Source organism: Cryobacterium sp. TMT3-29-2 (genome assembly GCF_004564305.1).
In the GTDB taxonomy this organism is placed as follows: domain Bacteria; phylum Actinomycetota; class Actinomycetes; order Actinomycetales; family Microbacteriaceae; genus Cryobacterium; species Cryobacterium sinapicolor.
This window is the reverse complement of record NZ_SOGK01000072.1, coordinates 78,703-95,430: the sequence shown is the minus strand read 5'-3', so window position 1 is coordinate 95,430 and position 16,728 is coordinate 78,703. Positions and strand designations below refer to the sequence as shown.

11 protein-coding genes are annotated in these 16,728 nt (G+C 66.1%); 6 read left to right on the top strand and 5 right to left on the bottom strand.

Going from position 1 to position 16,728, the window contains the following annotated elements:
• Positions 1-239: 239 nt before the first annotated feature.
• Positions 240-848, top strand: a complete 609-nt coding sequence (locus E3O67_RS08830) for a 2-phosphosulfolactate phosphatase (protein ID WP_134427348.1) — start codon at positions 240-242, stop codon at positions 846-848.
• Positions 849-917: 69 nt separating this feature from the next.
• Complete coding sequence (locus E3O67_RS08825) at positions 918-1,220, top strand: DUF427 domain-containing protein (RefSeq protein ID WP_134427352.1); 303 nt, start codon at positions 918-920, stop codon at positions 1,218-1,220.
• A 65-nt stretch (positions 1,221-1,285) separates the two neighbouring features.
• On the opposite strand, the gene E3O67_RS08820 is transcribed toward E3O67_RS08825, so the two are convergent.
• The 5 genes from E3O67_RS08820 to E3O67_RS08805 all read right to left on the bottom strand — a co-directional run bounded on the left by E3O67_RS08820 (position 1,286) and on the right by E3O67_RS08805 (position 4,754).
• Complete coding sequence (locus tag E3O67_RS08820; RefSeq protein ID WP_134427355.1) at positions 1,286-1,780, bottom strand: SprT-like domain-containing protein; 495 nt, start codon at positions 1,778-1,780, stop codon at positions 1,286-1,288.
• Complete coding sequence (locus tag E3O67_RS08815; protein ID WP_241982083.1) at positions 1,780-2,745, bottom strand: sorbosone dehydrogenase family protein; 966 nt, start codon at positions 2,743-2,745, stop codon at positions 1,780-1,782. Before E3O67_RS08815 ends, E3O67_RS08820 begins: the two co-directional genes overlap by 1 nt.
• A gap of 7 nt (positions 2,746-2,752) precedes the next feature.
• Entirely contained in the window at positions 2,753-2,908 is a 156-nt protein-coding gene (locus E3O67_RS17435; RefSeq protein WP_241982081.1) for a hypothetical protein, read from the bottom strand.
• Positions 2,909-3,220: 312 nt separating this feature from the next.
• Positions 3,221-3,808, bottom strand: a complete 588-nt coding sequence (locus E3O67_RS08810) for a hypothetical protein (protein WP_241982079.1) — start codon at positions 3,806-3,808, stop codon at positions 3,221-3,223.
• Between the two features lie 76 nt (positions 3,809-3,884).
• Positions 3,885-4,754 carry a spermidine synthase gene (locus E3O67_RS08805; RefSeq protein ID WP_134427361.1) on the bottom strand — a complete coding sequence of 290 codons (870 nt, stop codon included), beginning with the start codon at positions 4,752-4,754 and terminating at the stop codon, positions 3,885-3,887.
• A 310-nt stretch (positions 4,755-5,064) separates the two neighbouring features.
• On the opposite strand from E3O67_RS08805, the gene rpoB reads away from it, so the two are divergent.
• The 4 genes from rpoB (at position 5,065) to E3O67_RS08785 (ending at position 16,412) form a co-directional block, all read left to right on the top strand.
• Positions 5,065-8,559, top strand: a complete 3,495-nt coding sequence (rpoB, locus tag E3O67_RS08800; protein WP_134427364.1) for a DNA-directed RNA polymerase subunit beta — start codon at positions 5,065-5,067, stop codon at positions 8,557-8,559.
• Positions 8,560-8,604: 45 nt separating this feature from the next.
• Complete coding sequence (locus tag E3O67_RS08795) at positions 8,605-12,516, top strand: DNA-directed RNA polymerase subunit beta' (protein ID WP_134427367.1); 3,912 nt, start codon at positions 8,605-8,607, stop codon at positions 12,514-12,516.
• Between the two features lie 236 nt (positions 12,517-12,752).
• Positions 12,753-13,412 carry a hypothetical protein gene (locus E3O67_RS08790; protein ID WP_134427370.1) on the top strand — a complete coding sequence of 220 codons (660 nt, stop codon included), beginning with the start codon at positions 12,753-12,755 and terminating at the stop codon, positions 13,410-13,412.
• A gap of 96 nt (positions 13,413-13,508) precedes the next feature.
• Positions 13,509-16,412, top strand: a complete 2,904-nt coding sequence (locus E3O67_RS08785) for a bifunctional diguanylate cyclase/phosphodiesterase (protein ID WP_134427373.1) — start codon at positions 13,509-13,511, stop codon at positions 16,410-16,412.
• The last annotated feature ends 316 nt before the right edge of the window (positions 16,413-16,728 follow it).

Genomic DNA, 16,728 nt, shown 5'->3' with positions numbered 1-16,728 from the left:
AAGAGATGAGGGCCTCCGTGGCATCGACTTGAGTGTGGTAACCCAATCGATACCGGAGGTCCTCACCTTTTTAGCTCACGCCACGCTCACAACCTCCGTGGGAAGAACAACTAGCGCTGCCCAGTGGCGCTGCCCACTAGCGCTGCCCAGTGGCGCTGCCCACTAGCGCTGCCCGGTGGCGCTGCCCGGTGGCGCTGCCCACTAGCGCTGCCCGGTGGCGCTGCCGCTACCCTGAGGGCGTGAACAACGCCGCGCCCCAGCAGAAGTACCAGGTCCGTTTCGACGTCGGCCTGGCCGGATTCCAGGCCCTGGCCGCCGCGGCCGACGTGGTCATCCTCGCCGACGCGCTGCCGTCGGTCGGCGCCGAGTCCGTGCGCCCGACCGCGCTGCTCGACCACGAGGTCATCGCCGCCAACCTCACCAACCGCACGAGCGTGGCGGAATGGGTGCTCGCCCGTCAGACGGAGAAGGGGGACCGGTTCTCCGTGGCCGTGATCATGGTGGGTGAGCGTCGACCAGACGGCGGCGCCCGGTTCGCGGTGGAGGATTTCCTCGCCGCCGGCGCCGTGATCGACGCCCTCGCCGCGCGCGGCATCGACCACTGCTCGCCGGAGGCCGCTGGGGCCGCCGCGGGTTTCGCGGGGCTCGCGCAGGCCGTGCGGCACCTGGTCACCGCGTCGGAGACCGCCCAGGAGCTGGTTGCCGCGGGACGGGCGGCCGAGGTGCAGGCGGCGGCGCGTCTCGACGCTCCGGCACTCCAGGCTGCGGCGGTCCGGGTTCCGGCGACGGATGTCCCGGCTCCCTCCCCGGGAATCTCCCGACTGCGGGAATTCGCGTTCCCGGCCTGAGGTTGCCCCTGACACGGCCGGCACCTTGACCGAACCTCTCGTTCGAACCTCACCGAAGGAACAACTCCCATGAAGGCAGTACTCAACGGCACCGTCATCGCCGAAGCACCCCAGTCCGACCTGCTCAAGATCGAGGGAAACTGGTACTTTCCGCCGGCGAGCGTGAACGCCGAGTTCCTTGTGAAGAGTCCCACGCAGTACACCTGCTCCTGGAAGGGCGAGTGCCAGTACTTCGGCGTCAAGGACGGCGAAACCCTGCTGCAAGACCGCGCATTCAGCTACCCGGCCCCGCCCGCGGCCTCGTTCGACCGGGTCGGTCAGGACTACAGCGACTACGTCGCCTTCTGGAAAGAGATCCGGGTCACCGAGTAGCCGACGCTAACCGGATTGCGGCTCGAGTAATCGGTGGTCGAGCCTCTCGAGACCGTAGCGCCCAGCTAGCCCGCGCTCGCCGCGGCAGCCTGCCGCCGTGCCGCGGCCGTGATCTCGCGTCGGGCCCATCGGATCAGGAACCGCTTGTCGAATCCGCGCACGCACAGCCCGCAGGCGAACGCCCGGGTCGGTTGCCGGTAGCGGTAGTGCACGTGCCCGGCCGGGCAGGTGCCGACCCACGGTGCCAGCTCGTCGGCGATTTCGCCGTCGTGGGTGCTTTTGCCGTCGTAGCCGAGGTCGTGGGCGATCAGCTTCCACTTCGGCCCGTGGCCGGCGCGCGGCCCGGCCAGGGCGTGCGCGACCTCGTGCAGCAGGATCTGGTGCACCTCGTCGTCTTCGTAGCGCGCCGCCAGGTAGCGGGAGACGGTGATGCGGCGCACGGTGAAGTTGCAGAGCCCCGCCCGCTTTTTCGCGTTGTCGAACGCGAAGGTCCAGCTGGGGTCGAGGTGCAGCGTGATCAGGGCGCTCGCCCAGTGCCGCACCCGCTCGAGGTCGGCCATCAGGGAGCCACGCTCACCTGGTAGAGACGATCGTCGCCGGGGTAGGGGGTGCCGCGGCCGTCCGTATTGTTGCTCACGAACCAGAGTGTGCCATCGGGCCCCGACACCACATCGCGCAGCCGCCCGAAGCTGTTCACAAACCAGTCGTCGACCTCACCTGAGGAGGGATCGATGCGCCAGAGCCTCTCGCCGCGCAGGGCCGCCATGAAGATGGTGTTGTTAACGATGGCGAGCCCGCTCGGGCTGGCCTCGCTCGTGGGCCACTGCTCTTCCGGGGCGAGGAAGCCGGGGTCTGCGTCCTGCCCCAGACCCTCGACGATCGGCCAGCCATAATTGCCGCCCGAGGTGATGCGGTTGAGTTCGTCCCAGGTGTTCTGGCCGAACTCGCTGGCCCAGAGCCGGCCGCTCCCGTCCCAGGCGATGCCCTGCGGGTTGCGGTGGCCGTACGAGTAGACGTAAGTGCCGAACGGGTTGTCGTCCGGCACGTCGCCGGTCGGTGTCATCCGCAGGATCTTGCCGCCGAGGGAGTCCAGGTCCTGGGCGTTCGCGGGATTCCCGGCATCGCCGGCCGTTGCGTAGAGAAGACCGTCCGGGCCGAAACCGAGGCGGCCGCCGTTGTGATTCCCGGCCTTCGGGATGCCGCCGAGCACGGGTTCGGATGCGCCGAAGGTGTGGCTTCCGACCGCGCCGAGGAGAGACATCCGCGCGATCCTGTTGTCGTCGGCGGACGTGAAGTAGGCGTACACCCACCCGGTTCCGCCCGGTGCGGCCGGGTCGGCCAGCGCGGCGAGGCCGAGCAGGCCGCCCTCCCCATCCGGGGTTGCCTCGGTGACCTGCCCGGCGTCACGCAGGCTGCCGTCGGGCAGGAGCTCGCGCACCAGCGTCGTGTCGCGTTCGCTGATCAGGGTGCCGCCGTTCGGCAGGCGCAGGATGGACCACGGGGCGTCCAGTCCGGACGCGATCACGACCGGGTCATCGACCGGCCGCACCGGTGCCCCGGCGGTGGCGGTCGGCCCGGGCGATCCAGGTGCCCCAGTGTCGGACGGGCCCGGCCGCGCTGGGGTCGAGGTCTCCGCCGAAGGCCCGGGTGCGTTCGCCGTGCACGCGCTGAGTAGCAGGATCGTACACAGCGCGAGTACCCCGGCCGCACCGCTGCGTGTCGGCATCCGCCCGTTCATGTGCCACCTCCATCGCGCCGGCGCGCTCGCCGGCTGGGTTCCAGCATGCCCCGGATTCCGGCTGCCGGGTGCGCAGCCCCGCCCGTGGACGACTCTTGCAAGTAGCCGGTAGCAAGTAGCCGGTAGCCGGTAGCCGGTAGCCGGTAGCCGGTAGCCGACAGCCGGCAGCCGGCAGCCGGTCGACAGACGGGCGGTCGGCAGACGGACGACGCCTCCCGGCGACACCAGGCACAGGGCCGCCATCCGGCGCGGCTCCGGCACGCTACGGCTTGGGGAGGGCCTGTCGCCGTTCGGCGATGAAGGACTCGACCACGGCGACGGCGACGAGCGCGCTTTCGAGGAGGGCAGGCGTGGCGCCAGCCTGTTCCCGAAGCGTCACCGAGGCCCGGAAGTCGGCCAGGGCGGCGTCGAGGTCGCCCTGTTCGAAGTGCACTTTGCCGCGACTTTCCCGGGCGAACGATGCCACGCCGGCCCATTCGTGCGTCTCGGACTCGAGCACGCAGTGGGTCAGTTCGGTCACCGCCTCGTCGAGCTTGCCCCGGAACTGCTGCACCTGGGCGCGACGGATGCGACTGAGGGCGAGTTCCTCCCTCGAACCGGTGAACCGGGACTGGCGCAACGCCGTGTTCGCCATCTCCCAGGCCTCGTCGAGCCGATTGGTCAGCCGCAACAGCACGACCTTCTCATTGAGAGCGGAAAGGCTGCGCAGCTCGCCGAGTTCTTCGAGGCGCAGCTCGGCGGCGGGCAGGTCGACTTTCTCACGCAGGGTGACGGCGTCATAGCCAATGATGATGGGCAGGGTGTGGTCCTGAGGCGAAGGCGGCACGTGCCGCGGGAGAAACGTGGTCACGTCCAGAGTAGCCCGGACCGGCCGGGCCGGTCCCCGATTGGGGGCGATCGGTGGCCATCCGTCGCTATCCCGCCGCTCAGCTGCCGAGCTGGAACACCGTGCGGCCGGGGAGCGGCGACGGGGTGGCCGTCGCATCCGTCGTGACCATCGCTGTCGCCATGAACTGGGTGAGCTCCGCGCCCTCGACCACCTTCGACGGATGCGGCCCGCCGGCCAGCAGCCGCGACACCCAGCTCGTGTCGATGGGGGTGTGCGCGGCGACGAAGACGATGTTGCCGAACCGGCGCCCCTTGAGCACCTGGGTCTCCGCGAGGGCGAGCACGTGCCCGAAGACGGCGGACAGCGTCGCGGCCTGCGAGCGGGCGAACGGCAGGCCGGGTCCGTCGGCGACGTTCACGACGAGCACGCCGCGAGGCGACAGGAGGGGAGCGGCCAGCTCGTAGAACTCGCGGCTGGTCACGTGGGCCGGGGTTCGGGCGCCGGAGAAGATGTCGACGACGACGAGGTCCACAGCGCCGTGCAGTCCGGCCGGCAGCTTGGCCAGCACCTCGCGGGCGTCACCGTGCCGCACGCGCAGCTGCGCCCGCTTGTCCCAGGGCAGCTCGCCGCGCACGAAGTCGATCAGGTCGCTCTCCAGCTCCACGACTTGCTGGCGGGATCCGGGCCGGGTGGCCTCGACGTAGCGGGGAAGGGTGAGTGCGCCGGCGCCGAGGTGCACGGCCGTGATCGGCTCGCCGACCTCGCCGATCAGGTCGATCACGTGACCGATTCGCTGCACGTACTCAAAGAACAGTTCGCCCGGGTCGTCCACGTTCACGTTCGACTGGGGCGTGCCGTCCACGATCAGGTTGAAGCTGCCCGAGGTGAACCGGTCCGGCTCGATGACGGCATGGTGGCCGCTCAGCTTCAGGGTGATCGACGGATGGTGCGCTACAGGCCTGCTCATCCCTCAAGTCTGCGCCCTCCGCAGCCTGAATCGGAGCCGCCCAAAACCGGGTTATACCTGAGAATTTCCGGAACGTCAAGATTTGAGTGGACATGGCCGGGTAATCGGCATATAGTTGATCTTTGCGCTCCCAGACTAAACTCTGCCTTCATATTGCGGTCGGCTTTGCGTGCTCAAGCCACCTTGACGCATACCTCGTTCCAGGATTTCAGAACAACGGAATTTCGGAACTCGAGGGTCTGAGGAGTTCGTACTCGGTATTCCTTACTAACAGTGACTAGACCTGACGGGGTCCACGGAGGTTATTTCCTTGGCTGCTGCGCGCAACGCAACCACCAACTCACCCAAGAACGGACGTGCCGCTGGCCGTCTTTCGTTCGCGAAGATCACCGACAATCTGACTGTTCCGGATCTGCTTGCTTTGCAGACCGAGAGCTTCGATTGGCTCGTCGGTAACGACAACTGGAAACAGCGTGTCGCAGAAGGCCAGGCGGCCGGTCGTCAGGACCTGCCGACTCGCACCGGGCTCGACGAGATCTTCGAAGAGATCTCACCCATCGAGGACCTCGGCGAAACGATGCAGCTGTCGTTCACCAACCCGGAGCTCGAGCCGGAGAAGTACACCATTGACGAGTGCAAGGAAAAGGGTAAGACCTACTCCGCACCTCTCTATGTGAACGCTGAGTTCATGAACCACCTCACCGGTGAGATCAAGACCCAGACCGTGTTCATGGGTGACTTCCCGCTGATGACCCCCAAGGGCACCTTCGTGATCAACGGCACCGAGCGTGTCGTCGTGTCGCAGCTGGTCCGCTCCCCGGGCGTCTACTTCGACCGCCAGCAGGAGAAGACCTCCGACAAGGACATCTACTCCGCTCGCGTCATCCCGAGCCGCGGTGCCTGGCTTGAATTCGAGATCGACAAGCGCGACCAGGTCGGCGTTCGCATCGACCGCAAGCGCAAGCAGTCCGTCACCGTCTTCCTCAAGGCCCTCGGCCTGACGAGCGAAGAGATCCTCGAAGAGTTCAAGGGTTTCGCGTCCATCGAACTCACCCTTGAGAAGGACAACATCCTCACCAAGGAAGAAGCCCTCAAGGACATCTACCGCAAGCTGCGTCCGGGCGAGCAGGTTGCCGCCGAGGCCGCGCGTGCGCTCCTCGACAACTTCTTCTTCAACTCCAAGCGCTACGACCTGGCCAAGGTCGGTCGCTACAAGATCAACCGCAAGCTCGGCCTCGAGGCGCCCCTCGGCGACTCCGTGCTGACGCTCAAGGACATCCTGGCCACGATCAAGTACCTGGTTGCGCTGCACGACAACCAGACCACGATCGCCGGGGTCCGCGACGGCAAGCCGGCCGACATCCGCATCGACATCGACGACATCGACCACTTCGGCAACCGTCGTATCCGTGCCGTCGGCGAGCTCATCCAGAACCAGGTGCGCACCGGCTTGTCCCGAATGGAGCGCGTCGTTCGCGAGCGCATGACCACGCAGGACATCGAAGCGATCACCCCGCAGACCCTGATCAACGTGCGCCCCGTCGTCGCCGCGATCAAGGAGTTCTTCGGTACCTCGCAGCTGTCGCAGTTCATGGACCAGAACAACCCGCTCGCCGGACTGACGCACAAGCGTCGCCTGTCCGCGCTGGGCCCGGGTGGTCTGTCCCGTGACCGTGCCGGCGTCGAGGTGCGAGACGTTCACCCCTCGCACTACGGCCGCATGTGCCCCATTGAAACCCCGGAAGGCCCGAACATCGGCCTGATCGGTTCGCTCGCCTCGTTCGCGCGGATCAACGCCTTCGGTTTCATTGAGACCCCGTACCGCCGCGTCGTCGATGGCAAGGTCATGAACGACCAGATCGACTACCTCACCGCCAGCGAAGAAGACGAGTTCATCGTCGCCCAGGCGAACGCACCCCTCACCAAGGACTGGCACTTCGCCGACGCCCGTGTTCTCGCCCGCAAGAAGGGTGGAGAGGTCGACCTCTTCCCCGCGGAAGACATCGGCTACATGGACGTCTCGCCTCGCCAGATGGTGTCCGTCGCCACCTCGCTCATCCCGTTCCTCGAGCACGACGATGCGAACCGCGCCCTGATGGGTGCCAACATGCAGCGTCAGGCCGTCCCGCTCCTGATGAGCGAGAGCCCGCTCGTCGGTACCGGCATGGAGGTCTTCGCAGCCATCGACGCCGGTGACGTGCTCACCGCCGACAAGGCCGGCGTGGTGATGGAGGTTTCGGCCGACGTCGTCACCATCCAGCTCGACGAGGGCGGCACGCAGGAGCACTACCTGCGCAAGTTCGCTCGATCGAACCAGGGCACGAGCTACAACCACCGCGTCATCGTGCAGGCCGGCGAGCGGATCGAAGTCGGCGAAGTCATCGCCGACGGCCCCGCCACCGAAAACGGAGAGCTCGCTCTCGGCAAGAACCTGCTCGTCGCGTTCATGCCGTGGGAAGGGTACAACTTCGAGGACGCGATCATCCTGAGCCAGAACCTGGTCAAGGACGACACCCTCTCCTCGATTCACATCGAGGAGTACGAGGTAGACGCTCGCGACACCAAGCTGGGCAAGGAAGAGATCACTCGCGACCTGCCCAACGTGTCGCCGGATCTGCTCGCCGACCTCGACGAGCGCGGCATCATCCGGATCGGTGCCGAGGTTCGCCCCGGCGACATTCTCGTCGGCAAGGTCACGCCCAAGGGCGAGACCGAGCTGTCCGCCGAGGAGCGCCTTCTGCGCGCCATCTTCAACGAGAAGAGCCGCGAAGTTCGCGACACCTCGCTGAAGGTTCCCCACGGTGAGCGCGGCACCATCATCGGCGTCAAGGTCTTCGACTCGCAGGACGGCGACGATGAGCTCGGCTCGGGCGTCAACCAGCGCGTTGCCGTCTTCATCGCCCAGAAGCGCAAGATCACCGAGGGTGACAAGCTTGCCGGCCGTCACGGCAACAAGGGTGTCATCTCCCGCATCCTGCCGATCGAGGACATGCCGTTCCTCGCCGACGGAACCCCGGTCGACATCATCCTCAACCCGCTGGGTATCCCGGGCCGCATGAACTTCGGCCAGGTCCTGGAAACCCACTTGGGCTGGATCGCCAAGCAGGGCTGGCAGGTGGAAGGCAAGCCCAAGTGGGCCGGCCGTCTGCCCGAGGCCGCGCACAGCGCAGCTCCGAACACCAAGGTCGCGACCCCGGTATTCGACGGCGCGCTCGAGATCGAGATCGAGGGCCTTCTCGACTCCACGACCCCGACCCGTGACGGTGACCGCCTGATCGACCGCACCGGTAAGACCCAGTTGTTCGACGGCCGCTCCGGTGAGCCGTTCCCCAACCCGGTCTCCGTGGGCTACATGTACATCCTGAAGCTCCACCACCTTGTCGATGACAAGATCCACGCCCGTTCCACCGGCCCCTACTCCATGATCACGCAGCAGCCGCTGGGTGGTAAGGCGCAGTTCGGCGGACAGCGTTTCGGTGAGATGGAGGTGTGGGCGCTGGAAGCATATGGAGCCGCTTATGCCCTGCAGGAACTCCTGACCATCAAGAGCGATGACATCCTCGGCCGCGTGAAGGTCTACGAGGCCATCGTCAAGGGTGAGAACATCCAGGAGCCGGGTATCCCCGAGAGCTTCAAGGTTCTGATCAAGGAAATGCAGTCGCTGTGCCTGAACGTCGAGGTGCTGTCGAGCGACGGCACCGCCGTCAGCCTGCGCGACACGGATGACGAGGTGTTCCGTGCTGCGGAAGAGCTTGGAATCAACATTTCCACCCGGTTTGAGTCGTCCTCGATCGACGACATCTAGGCCCGGCCGATGACGAACACTTCGAATACTTTCCAAGGAGAGAAATTGCTCGACGTAACCACATTTGACGAGCTTCGCATTGGCCTTGCGACCGCCGACGACATCCGTCGCTGGTCCCATGGTGAGGTCAAGAAGCCCGAAACCATCAACTACCGCACGCTCAAGCCGGAAAAAGACGGCCTGTTCGGCGAGCAGATCTTCGGCCCGTCCAGGGACTGGGAATGCTCGTGCGGCAAGTACAAGCGGGTGCGCTTCAAAGGCATCGTCTGTGAGCGTTGTGGTGTAGAGGTCACCAAGTCGTCGGTGCGCCGTGAGCGCATGGGCCACATCGAGCTCGCCGCCCCGGTCACCCACATCTGGTACTTCAAGGGTGTCCCCTCACGTCTCGGCTACCTGCTGGACATGGCTCCGAAGGACCTCGAAAAGGTCATCTACTTCGCCGCGTACATGGTCATCACGGTTGACGAAGACGGCCGCCACCAGGACATGCCCGGCCTTGAGAACGAGCTCCGCCTCGAGATCAAGACCATCGAAGGCCAGCGCGATTCCCGGATCGCTGACCGTCTGCAGCGCCTCGAAACCGACCTCGCCGCACTCGAGGCCGAGGGCGCCAAGAGCGACCAGAAGAAGCGCACCAAGGACGCAGCCGAGAAGGAGATGAGCCAGGTCCGCAAGTCTCTCGACGAGCAGATCGCTCACCTCGAGCGCGTGTGGGAGGACTTCCGCACCCTCAAGGTCGGCGACCTCAAGCCCGAGGACTCGGTCTTCCACGAGCTGCAGGACCGCTTCGGCATGTACTTCGAGGCCTACATGGGCGCCGAAGCGATCAAGAAGCGCCTCGAGGCCTTCGACCTGGTCACCGAGAGCGAAAACCTGCACCTGCAGATCGCCGAGGGCAAGGGCCAGAAGAAGATCCGCGCGATCAAGCGCCTCCGCGTGGTCAACGCGTTCATCATCACCGGCAACTCGCCGGCCGCCATGGTGCTCGACGTCGTCCCCGTGATCCCGCCCGAACTGCGCCCGATGGTGCAGCTCGACGGTGGCCGCTTCGCGACCTCCGACCTCAACGACCTCTACCGTCGTGTGATCAACCGCAACAACCGCCTGCGTCGTCTGCTGGACCTCGGTGCCCCCGAGATCATTGTGAACAACGAGAAGCGGATGCTGCAGGAGGCCGTTGACGCGCTCTTCGACAACGGTCGTCGTGGCCGCCCCGTAACGGGTACCGGCAACCGCGCCCTCAAGTCCCTGAGCGACATGCTCAAGGGCAAGCAGGGTCGTTTCCGCCAGAACCTGCTCGGCAAGCGCGTCGACTATTCCGGCCGTTCGGTCATCGTCGTCGGCCCGCAGCTCAAGCTGCACCAGTGTGGTCTGCCCAAGCAGATGGCACTCGAGCTGTTCAAGCCGTTCGTGATCAAGCGCCTGATCGACCTGAGCCACGCGCAGAACATCAAGGCCGCCAAGCGCATGGTCGAGCGGAGCCGACCGCAGGTCTGGGACGTGCTCGAGGAGATCATCCGCGAGCGCCCCGTGCTGCTGAACCGTGCGCCGACGCTTCACCGCCTCGGCATCCAGGCGTTCGAGCCTCAGCTCGTCGAGGGTAAGGCCATCCAGCTGCACCCTCTCGTCTGTGCCGCGTTCAACGCCGACTTCGATGGTGACCAGATGGCAGTCCACCTGCCGCTGTCGATGGAAGCCCAGGCCGAAGCACGCATCCTGATGCTCGCCTCGAACAACATCCTGAAGCCGTCCGACGGTCGCCCGGTGACCCTGCCCACGCAGGACATGATCATCGGTCTGCACCACCTGACCACGCTCAAGGAAGGCGTCATCGGCGAGGGCCGTGCGTTCTCCTCGATCTCGGAAGCGATTCTCGCTTTCGACCAGAAGAAGGACGCGAACCAGGGCCTCGACCTGAACGCCAAGGTGCGCATCCGTCTGACCGACAAGTACTTCGAAGAGGGCACGCAGCCCGACGGCGTCGAACTCGTCAACGGTCAGGCCGTCGGAACCGTGCTGGTGACCACCACGCTCGGCCGCGCGATCTTCAACGAGGCCATGCCGGTCGACTACCCGTACTTCGAGAAGGTCGCCGACAAGGGCAGCCTCTCGGCGATCGTCAACGACCTCGCCGAGCGGTACCCGAAGGTGGAGGTTGCCGCGACGCTTGACCGCGTCAAGGACGCCGGTTTCTACTGGGCCACCCGGTCCGGTGTGACCGTGGCGCTCAGCGACATCCTGACCCCGCCGAACAAGCCGCAGATCGTTGCCGGCTACGAGAAGCAGGCCGCCAAGGTGCAGTCGCAGTTCGAGAAGGGTCTCACGACCGACCTCGAGCGTCGCCAGGAGCTCATCCAGATCTGGACCAAGGCAACCGAAGACGTTGCCGCGGCCATGCAGGAGAACTTCCCGGCCGACAACACCATCAACCGAATGGTCACCTCCGGCGCCCGTGGTAACTGGCTGCAGGTGCGCAACATCGCCGGTATGCGAGGCCTGGTCAACAACCCGAAGGGTGAGATCATCCCTCGCCCGATCATCTCGAGCTACCGCGAAGGCCTGTCCGTCGCCGAGTACTTCATTGCTACTCACGGTGCTCGTAAGGGTCTGGCCGACACGGCTCTGCGTACCGCCGACTCCGGGTACCTCACGCGTCGTCTCGTGGACGTCTCGCAGGATGTCATCATCCGCGAAGACGACTGCGGCACGACCAAGGGTCTGGAACTGCCGATCGCCGAGGTCAACGCGATGGGCGATCTCGTTCGCCACCCCAACGTGGAGAACGCGGTCTACGCTCGCAGCCTGGCCACCCCGGCGGTCAACGCCAAGGGCGAGGTTGTCGCCGACGCCGGCGACGACGTGGGCGACGTGCTCATCGACAAGCTGGTCGAGGCCGGTGTCGAAACCATCAAGGTGCGCTCGGTCCTGACCTGTGAGTCGGCCGTCGGTGTCTGCGCGGTGTGCTACGGCCGTTCGCTCGCCACGGGGCTGCTCGTCGACATCGGTGAGGCCGTCGGTATCATCGCCGCGCAGTCCATCGGTGAGCCGGGTACCCAGCTCACGATGCGTACCTTCCACACCGGTGGATCGGCATCCGCCGACGACATCACCCAGGGTCTGCCTCGCGTGCAGGAACTGTTCGAGGCCCGTACCCCCAAGGGTGCGTCGCCGATCGTCGACACCGCCGGTCGCATCACCATCGAAGACACCGACCGCAGCCGGAAGGTCATCTTGACCCCCGACAACGGCGATGAGCCGATTGCCTACCCGGTGCTCAAGCGCTCCACCCTCCTCGTCGAGGATGGCCAGCACGTCGAGCTCGGCACGCAGATCATCATCGGCGCCGTCGACCCGAAGGAAGTTCTTCGCGTCAAGGGTGTTCGCGCCGTGCAGAAGCACATCGTCGGTGGAGTGCAGGACGTCTACCGCTCGCAGGGTGTGCCGATTCACGACAAGCACATCGAGGTCATTGTTCGTCAGATGCTTCGCAAGGTGACCGTCGTCGAGCACGGCGACACCGGCCTGCTCCCGGGCGAGCTCGTCGACCGGTTGAAGTACAACGACCTCAACCGCACGGCGCTCACCGAAGGCAAGAAGACGGCTTCGGCCCGTCAGGAAGTCATGGGTATCACCAAGGCTTCGCTGGCGACCGAGTCCTGGCTGTCGGCCGCTTCCTTCCAGGAGACCACCCGGGTTCTGACCCAGGCGGCCATGGAAGGCAAGAGCGACCCGCTGATGGGCCTCAAGGAGAACGTCATCATCGGTAAGTTGATCCCGGCCGGCACCGGTCTTCCCCGCTACCGCGACGTCACCGTCGAGGCAACGGATGAAGCCAAGGCTGAGCGTTACCCGAACCGCATCTTCACCGATGATGCAGCGTTCAACGAGGGTGACCTGAGTTTTGTCGACTTCGACAGCTTCTCGTCGGATGACTTCACCCCCGGCACCTACAACTAGTCACTAGCGATAGGTTCCCTGGATGGCCCCCTGCTTCGGCAGGGGGCCATCCGCCGTTAACGGCCGGTGGTCGAGCAACCTCGCTAGTTGAGCAACCTCGCTGGTCGAGCATCCCCGGTGGTCGAGCTTGTCGAGACCCGAGCCTGTCGAGACCCGGGCCCGACGGCACCCGCGATAAGCTGACCAGAACTCTCTGGGGGTATCGCATGGCTGCAGGTCCGGTGTCCGCTTCGGCAATGACGCGTCGACGGATGTGGGTGCTCCTCGGCGCCGTCGGCTCCCTGCTGGTCATCGCCCTCGTCGTCCTACTCATCGTGTGGCGTGGCGGCGCGAGCACCCCCGGCGCCGTGGAGGACACCGGGCGCCCGCAGCCGCACTCGTCCCCGGCACCCCTGGCCCTCGCCGCGCTGCCGGAGCAGACGTCGGCGCCGGACGGGCCGCGTCCGTCGACCTGCGACGAGCTGTACAGCCCGGCGATCGTGTCTGCCTTCGGCGATCTCGTGCTCAACCCCGCCTGGGTCGCCGAGGAGAACTCGGGAGTCAACCGAGGGTCCGAAGACCAGGAACTCATTGCTCTGATCGACGCCGCCGGGAAACCCCTCACCTGTGTCTGGGCGAACGAGAACGGCGGATCCGGTCTGGGTCTCACCACGGAACTCGTGTGGGTCACCCCGGAGCAGTCGGCCGCAGTGCAGAGCCGGCTGACCGCGATCGGCATGAACTGTTATGAGGAACTCGGCGGCATGCGCTGCCTCATCGAGTCCACGAACGACGGTGAAATCACGGGTGAGTCGCACTTCCTTCGCGACGGCCTCTGGCTGGCCACCAGCTACTTCAATGCCGGACCGGACGGCTACACGCACGACATCATCGCCAATGTGTGGGCCGGTGCGTAGCGCACGCCCATCGATCGGCGGATCCGCGCAATTCCCGCAGCCGGTATTGTTGGAACAACGACCAGCACTGTTGCTTTTCGGAATCAAAGGAACAGCATGCGCGTGATTGGGCAGTTCGGTGCGACGCTGGTCGGCGCCGCAGGGGTCATTATTCTCGTCTCCTGGTATGTCGGCATCGGTTCTCTGCCGCCGGCGCTCGTCTCCCTACTGGCAATGAAGCCGATGGCGGCCGTCGGGCTCGTCTTGGTGTCAGTGGCATTGCTTGTTGTCGAACGTCGCCGGCTGACCCTGGCGCTGGGGCTGTCGGCCCTCGTGATCGGTGCTCTCACTTTCGCCGAGTTCGTGCTCGATCGTTCATTCGGCATCGATACGCTCCTGCCCGGAATCGACTTCGAGGGGCTGCCCGAGCGCATGGCGCCGTCCACGGCCGTAGCTCTCACCTTGCTCGGGGCATCCGTCGTCGCCAGCCGAGCCGTTCGATCCGCCCCGATGCTCGGTTTTGCCTTCGGGGCCCTGGGCGTCAGCCTCGTCGCGACCCTGGGCTACGCCTACGGTGTCTCCTCGCTCTATTCGATCGGCGGCTACACCAGCATGGCCTGGCCGACGGCCTTGGGGATTGCGATCCTGGCGGCGGCGCTGTTGTTCCAACGCCCCGATGCCGGCCTGATCGGCCTTCTCCGCGACGGGGGGAGCGCGGGCCGACTCCTCTATCAGGTACTCCCATTTCTTGTTCCGGGCCCGTTCGTGCTCGGTTGGATCCTGCTGTGGGGTGAGCGTCAGGGGTGGTATGACACGGAGTTCGGCGTTGCCGGCCTGGTCCTGGGTCTGACGGTACTCACCGGCGTACTGGCCTGGGTCGCGGCTAAACGGCTGCGCAACCTCGATCGCGAGCGCGATGCCGCCATGCACGCTCTCGCCGAGGCCAACCACACGCTGGAGGACACGGTCGAGAACCGCACCCGCCAGCTCGCGGAGACGGCCGACACGCTGCACACCCTGATTAAGATCGCACCGGTCGGAATAGTGCAGTTAGACGCCGAAGGCGGGCTCATCTCTGCCAACGACCAGTGGTTGGCGCTCAGCGGTCTCACCAAGGCCGAGTCGCGCCGCGACGGCTGGGCGAAGGCCGTGCATCCCGACGATGCGGAGCGCGTGGTCCGTGAGTGGCAAGCGAGCGCCGCCGCCGGCGTGGCCTACGAAACTACCCTGCGGTTCCGCACTCCGACCGGCCAGGTCAACTGGGTGCAGGTGAGCACCGCCCCAATGCGTGACAACCAGGGCATCATCGGGCACCTGGCCAGCGTCACCGATGTGACCGCCCAGCGTGCGGCCGAGAACGCGGCGGCGGCCGCCGCCGCCCGGTTCGAGGCCGCCTTCGCCTCCTCGCCGCTTGGAACGGCCATCGTGACGGTGGACGGTCAGATCGTGGCCGCCAACAAGCGGCTCCTGGGTCTGGCGGGACGCACCGACACCCTGGTGGCCGAGCAGATCGAAACGATCTTCATGCCGGCCGAGAACGGTGACGACGATCTGCCGGAGGGCGCTGGTCAGGGCGCTGCGTCCACCCGTCAGCGGCTGGACCGACGGATGCGCCACGGCGGCAACCAGGACACCTGGGTCAAGGTCAGCATCGCCGAGATCGCGGAGATCTTCGAGGGTGACCAGGCCGGAGGACTGCTCTACCAGGTAGAGGACATCACCGCCCGGCGCCTTGCGGAGGCACGGGTGGAGCACCTGGCCTTCCATGATCCGCTGACCAACCTGCCCAACCGCCTGCTGCTGCTCGACCGTTTGAAGCAGGCACTGCTGCAGGCGTCACGCCGGAGTCGCGGTGTTGCGGTGCTGTTCATCGACCTCGACCGGTTCAAGTTCGTCAATGACAGCCTCGGGCACCACGCCGGCGACGCGGTGCTGACCGAGGTTGCCATCCGCCTCCGGCAGAGCATCCGGGCCAGCGACACGGTGTCCCGGATCGGGGGCGACGAGTTCGTCGTGATCTGCCCGGATGTCGGTGGCAGCGAGGACGTGCACCGCATCGCCGATTCGATCCAGGCATCCATCGCGCGGCCGATCATGATCGGTGACCAGATCGCATCCGTCGATGCCAGCATCGGAATCGCCTTCGGCCTCGGGCACGACGACGCCGAGGTGCTCCTGCGTAACGCGGACCAGGCCATGTACCTGGCGAAGGATCGCGGACGCGCCCGCTACGAGGTCTTCGACGACGACCTGCGGTACCGCATCCATCAGCGGCTCGACAGCGAACTCGCCCTGCGCGACGCAGTCGACCTGGGCGAGATCGAAACCTGGTATCAGCCGATCGTGGATCTGCAGAACCACACCGTGGTGGCCACCGAGGCACTGGCGCGCTGGCGGAGGCCCGAACGCGGGCTCGTCATGCCGGGCGACTTCATTGCGCTGGCTGAGGAAGTTGGCCTGATCAAGGGGATCGGGTCGACCGTGCTCGGTCAGGCGTGCCGGGCGGCCACGGCGTTGGAACAGGGAATGGCGGTCAGCGTCAACGTGTCCGCGCGGCAGTTCGTGCAGGATGACTTCGGTGACGTCGTCAAACGGGTCCTCGCCGAGTCGGGCCTGCCCCCGGAACGGCTCTGGCTGGAGTTGACCGAGAGTGCGGTGCTGGAGGCTATCGATTCCGCCGCCCGCACCTTCCAGGAGCTGCGCGGAGTCGGCGTGCGGCTGGCGATCGACGACTTCGGCACAGGGTATTCGTCGTTCACCCACCTGCGCGCGTTCACAGTCGACCTCCTCAAGATCGATCTGACGTTCATCCGAGACCTCGAGAGTTCCGATCACGATCGGGCGATCGTGGAGGGAATCCTGCGTCTGGCCGACTCCCTGAACCTGGATGTCGTCGCGGAGGGCATCGAAACAGCCTCGCAGCGAGACCTGCTGCGGGGGATGGGCTGCCGCTACGGCCAGGGCTACCTCTTCTCGAAGCCGGCCCCGAGCGCGTATCCCGCCCTGCTCGTCGCCCCCTGACCCGGGTCGTCGAGCCTCGACGTGCTGAGGTTTCCCGCACTCGGTGGTTGAGCCTGTCGAAACCCGGTGCGCCGCCCTCCCGAGGTTCCCCCACCGGTGGTCGAGCCTGTCGAAACCCGGTGCGCCGCCCTCCGGAGTTCCCCCGTCCGGTGGTTGAGCCTGTCGAAACCCGGTGCGCCGCCCTCCCGAGGTTCCCCCACCGGTGGTTGAGCCTGCCGAAACCCGGTGCGCCGCCCTCCGGAGTTCCCCCGTCCGGTGGTTGAGCCTGTCGAAACCCGGTGCGCCGCCCTCCCGAGGTTCCCCCACCGGTGGGTCG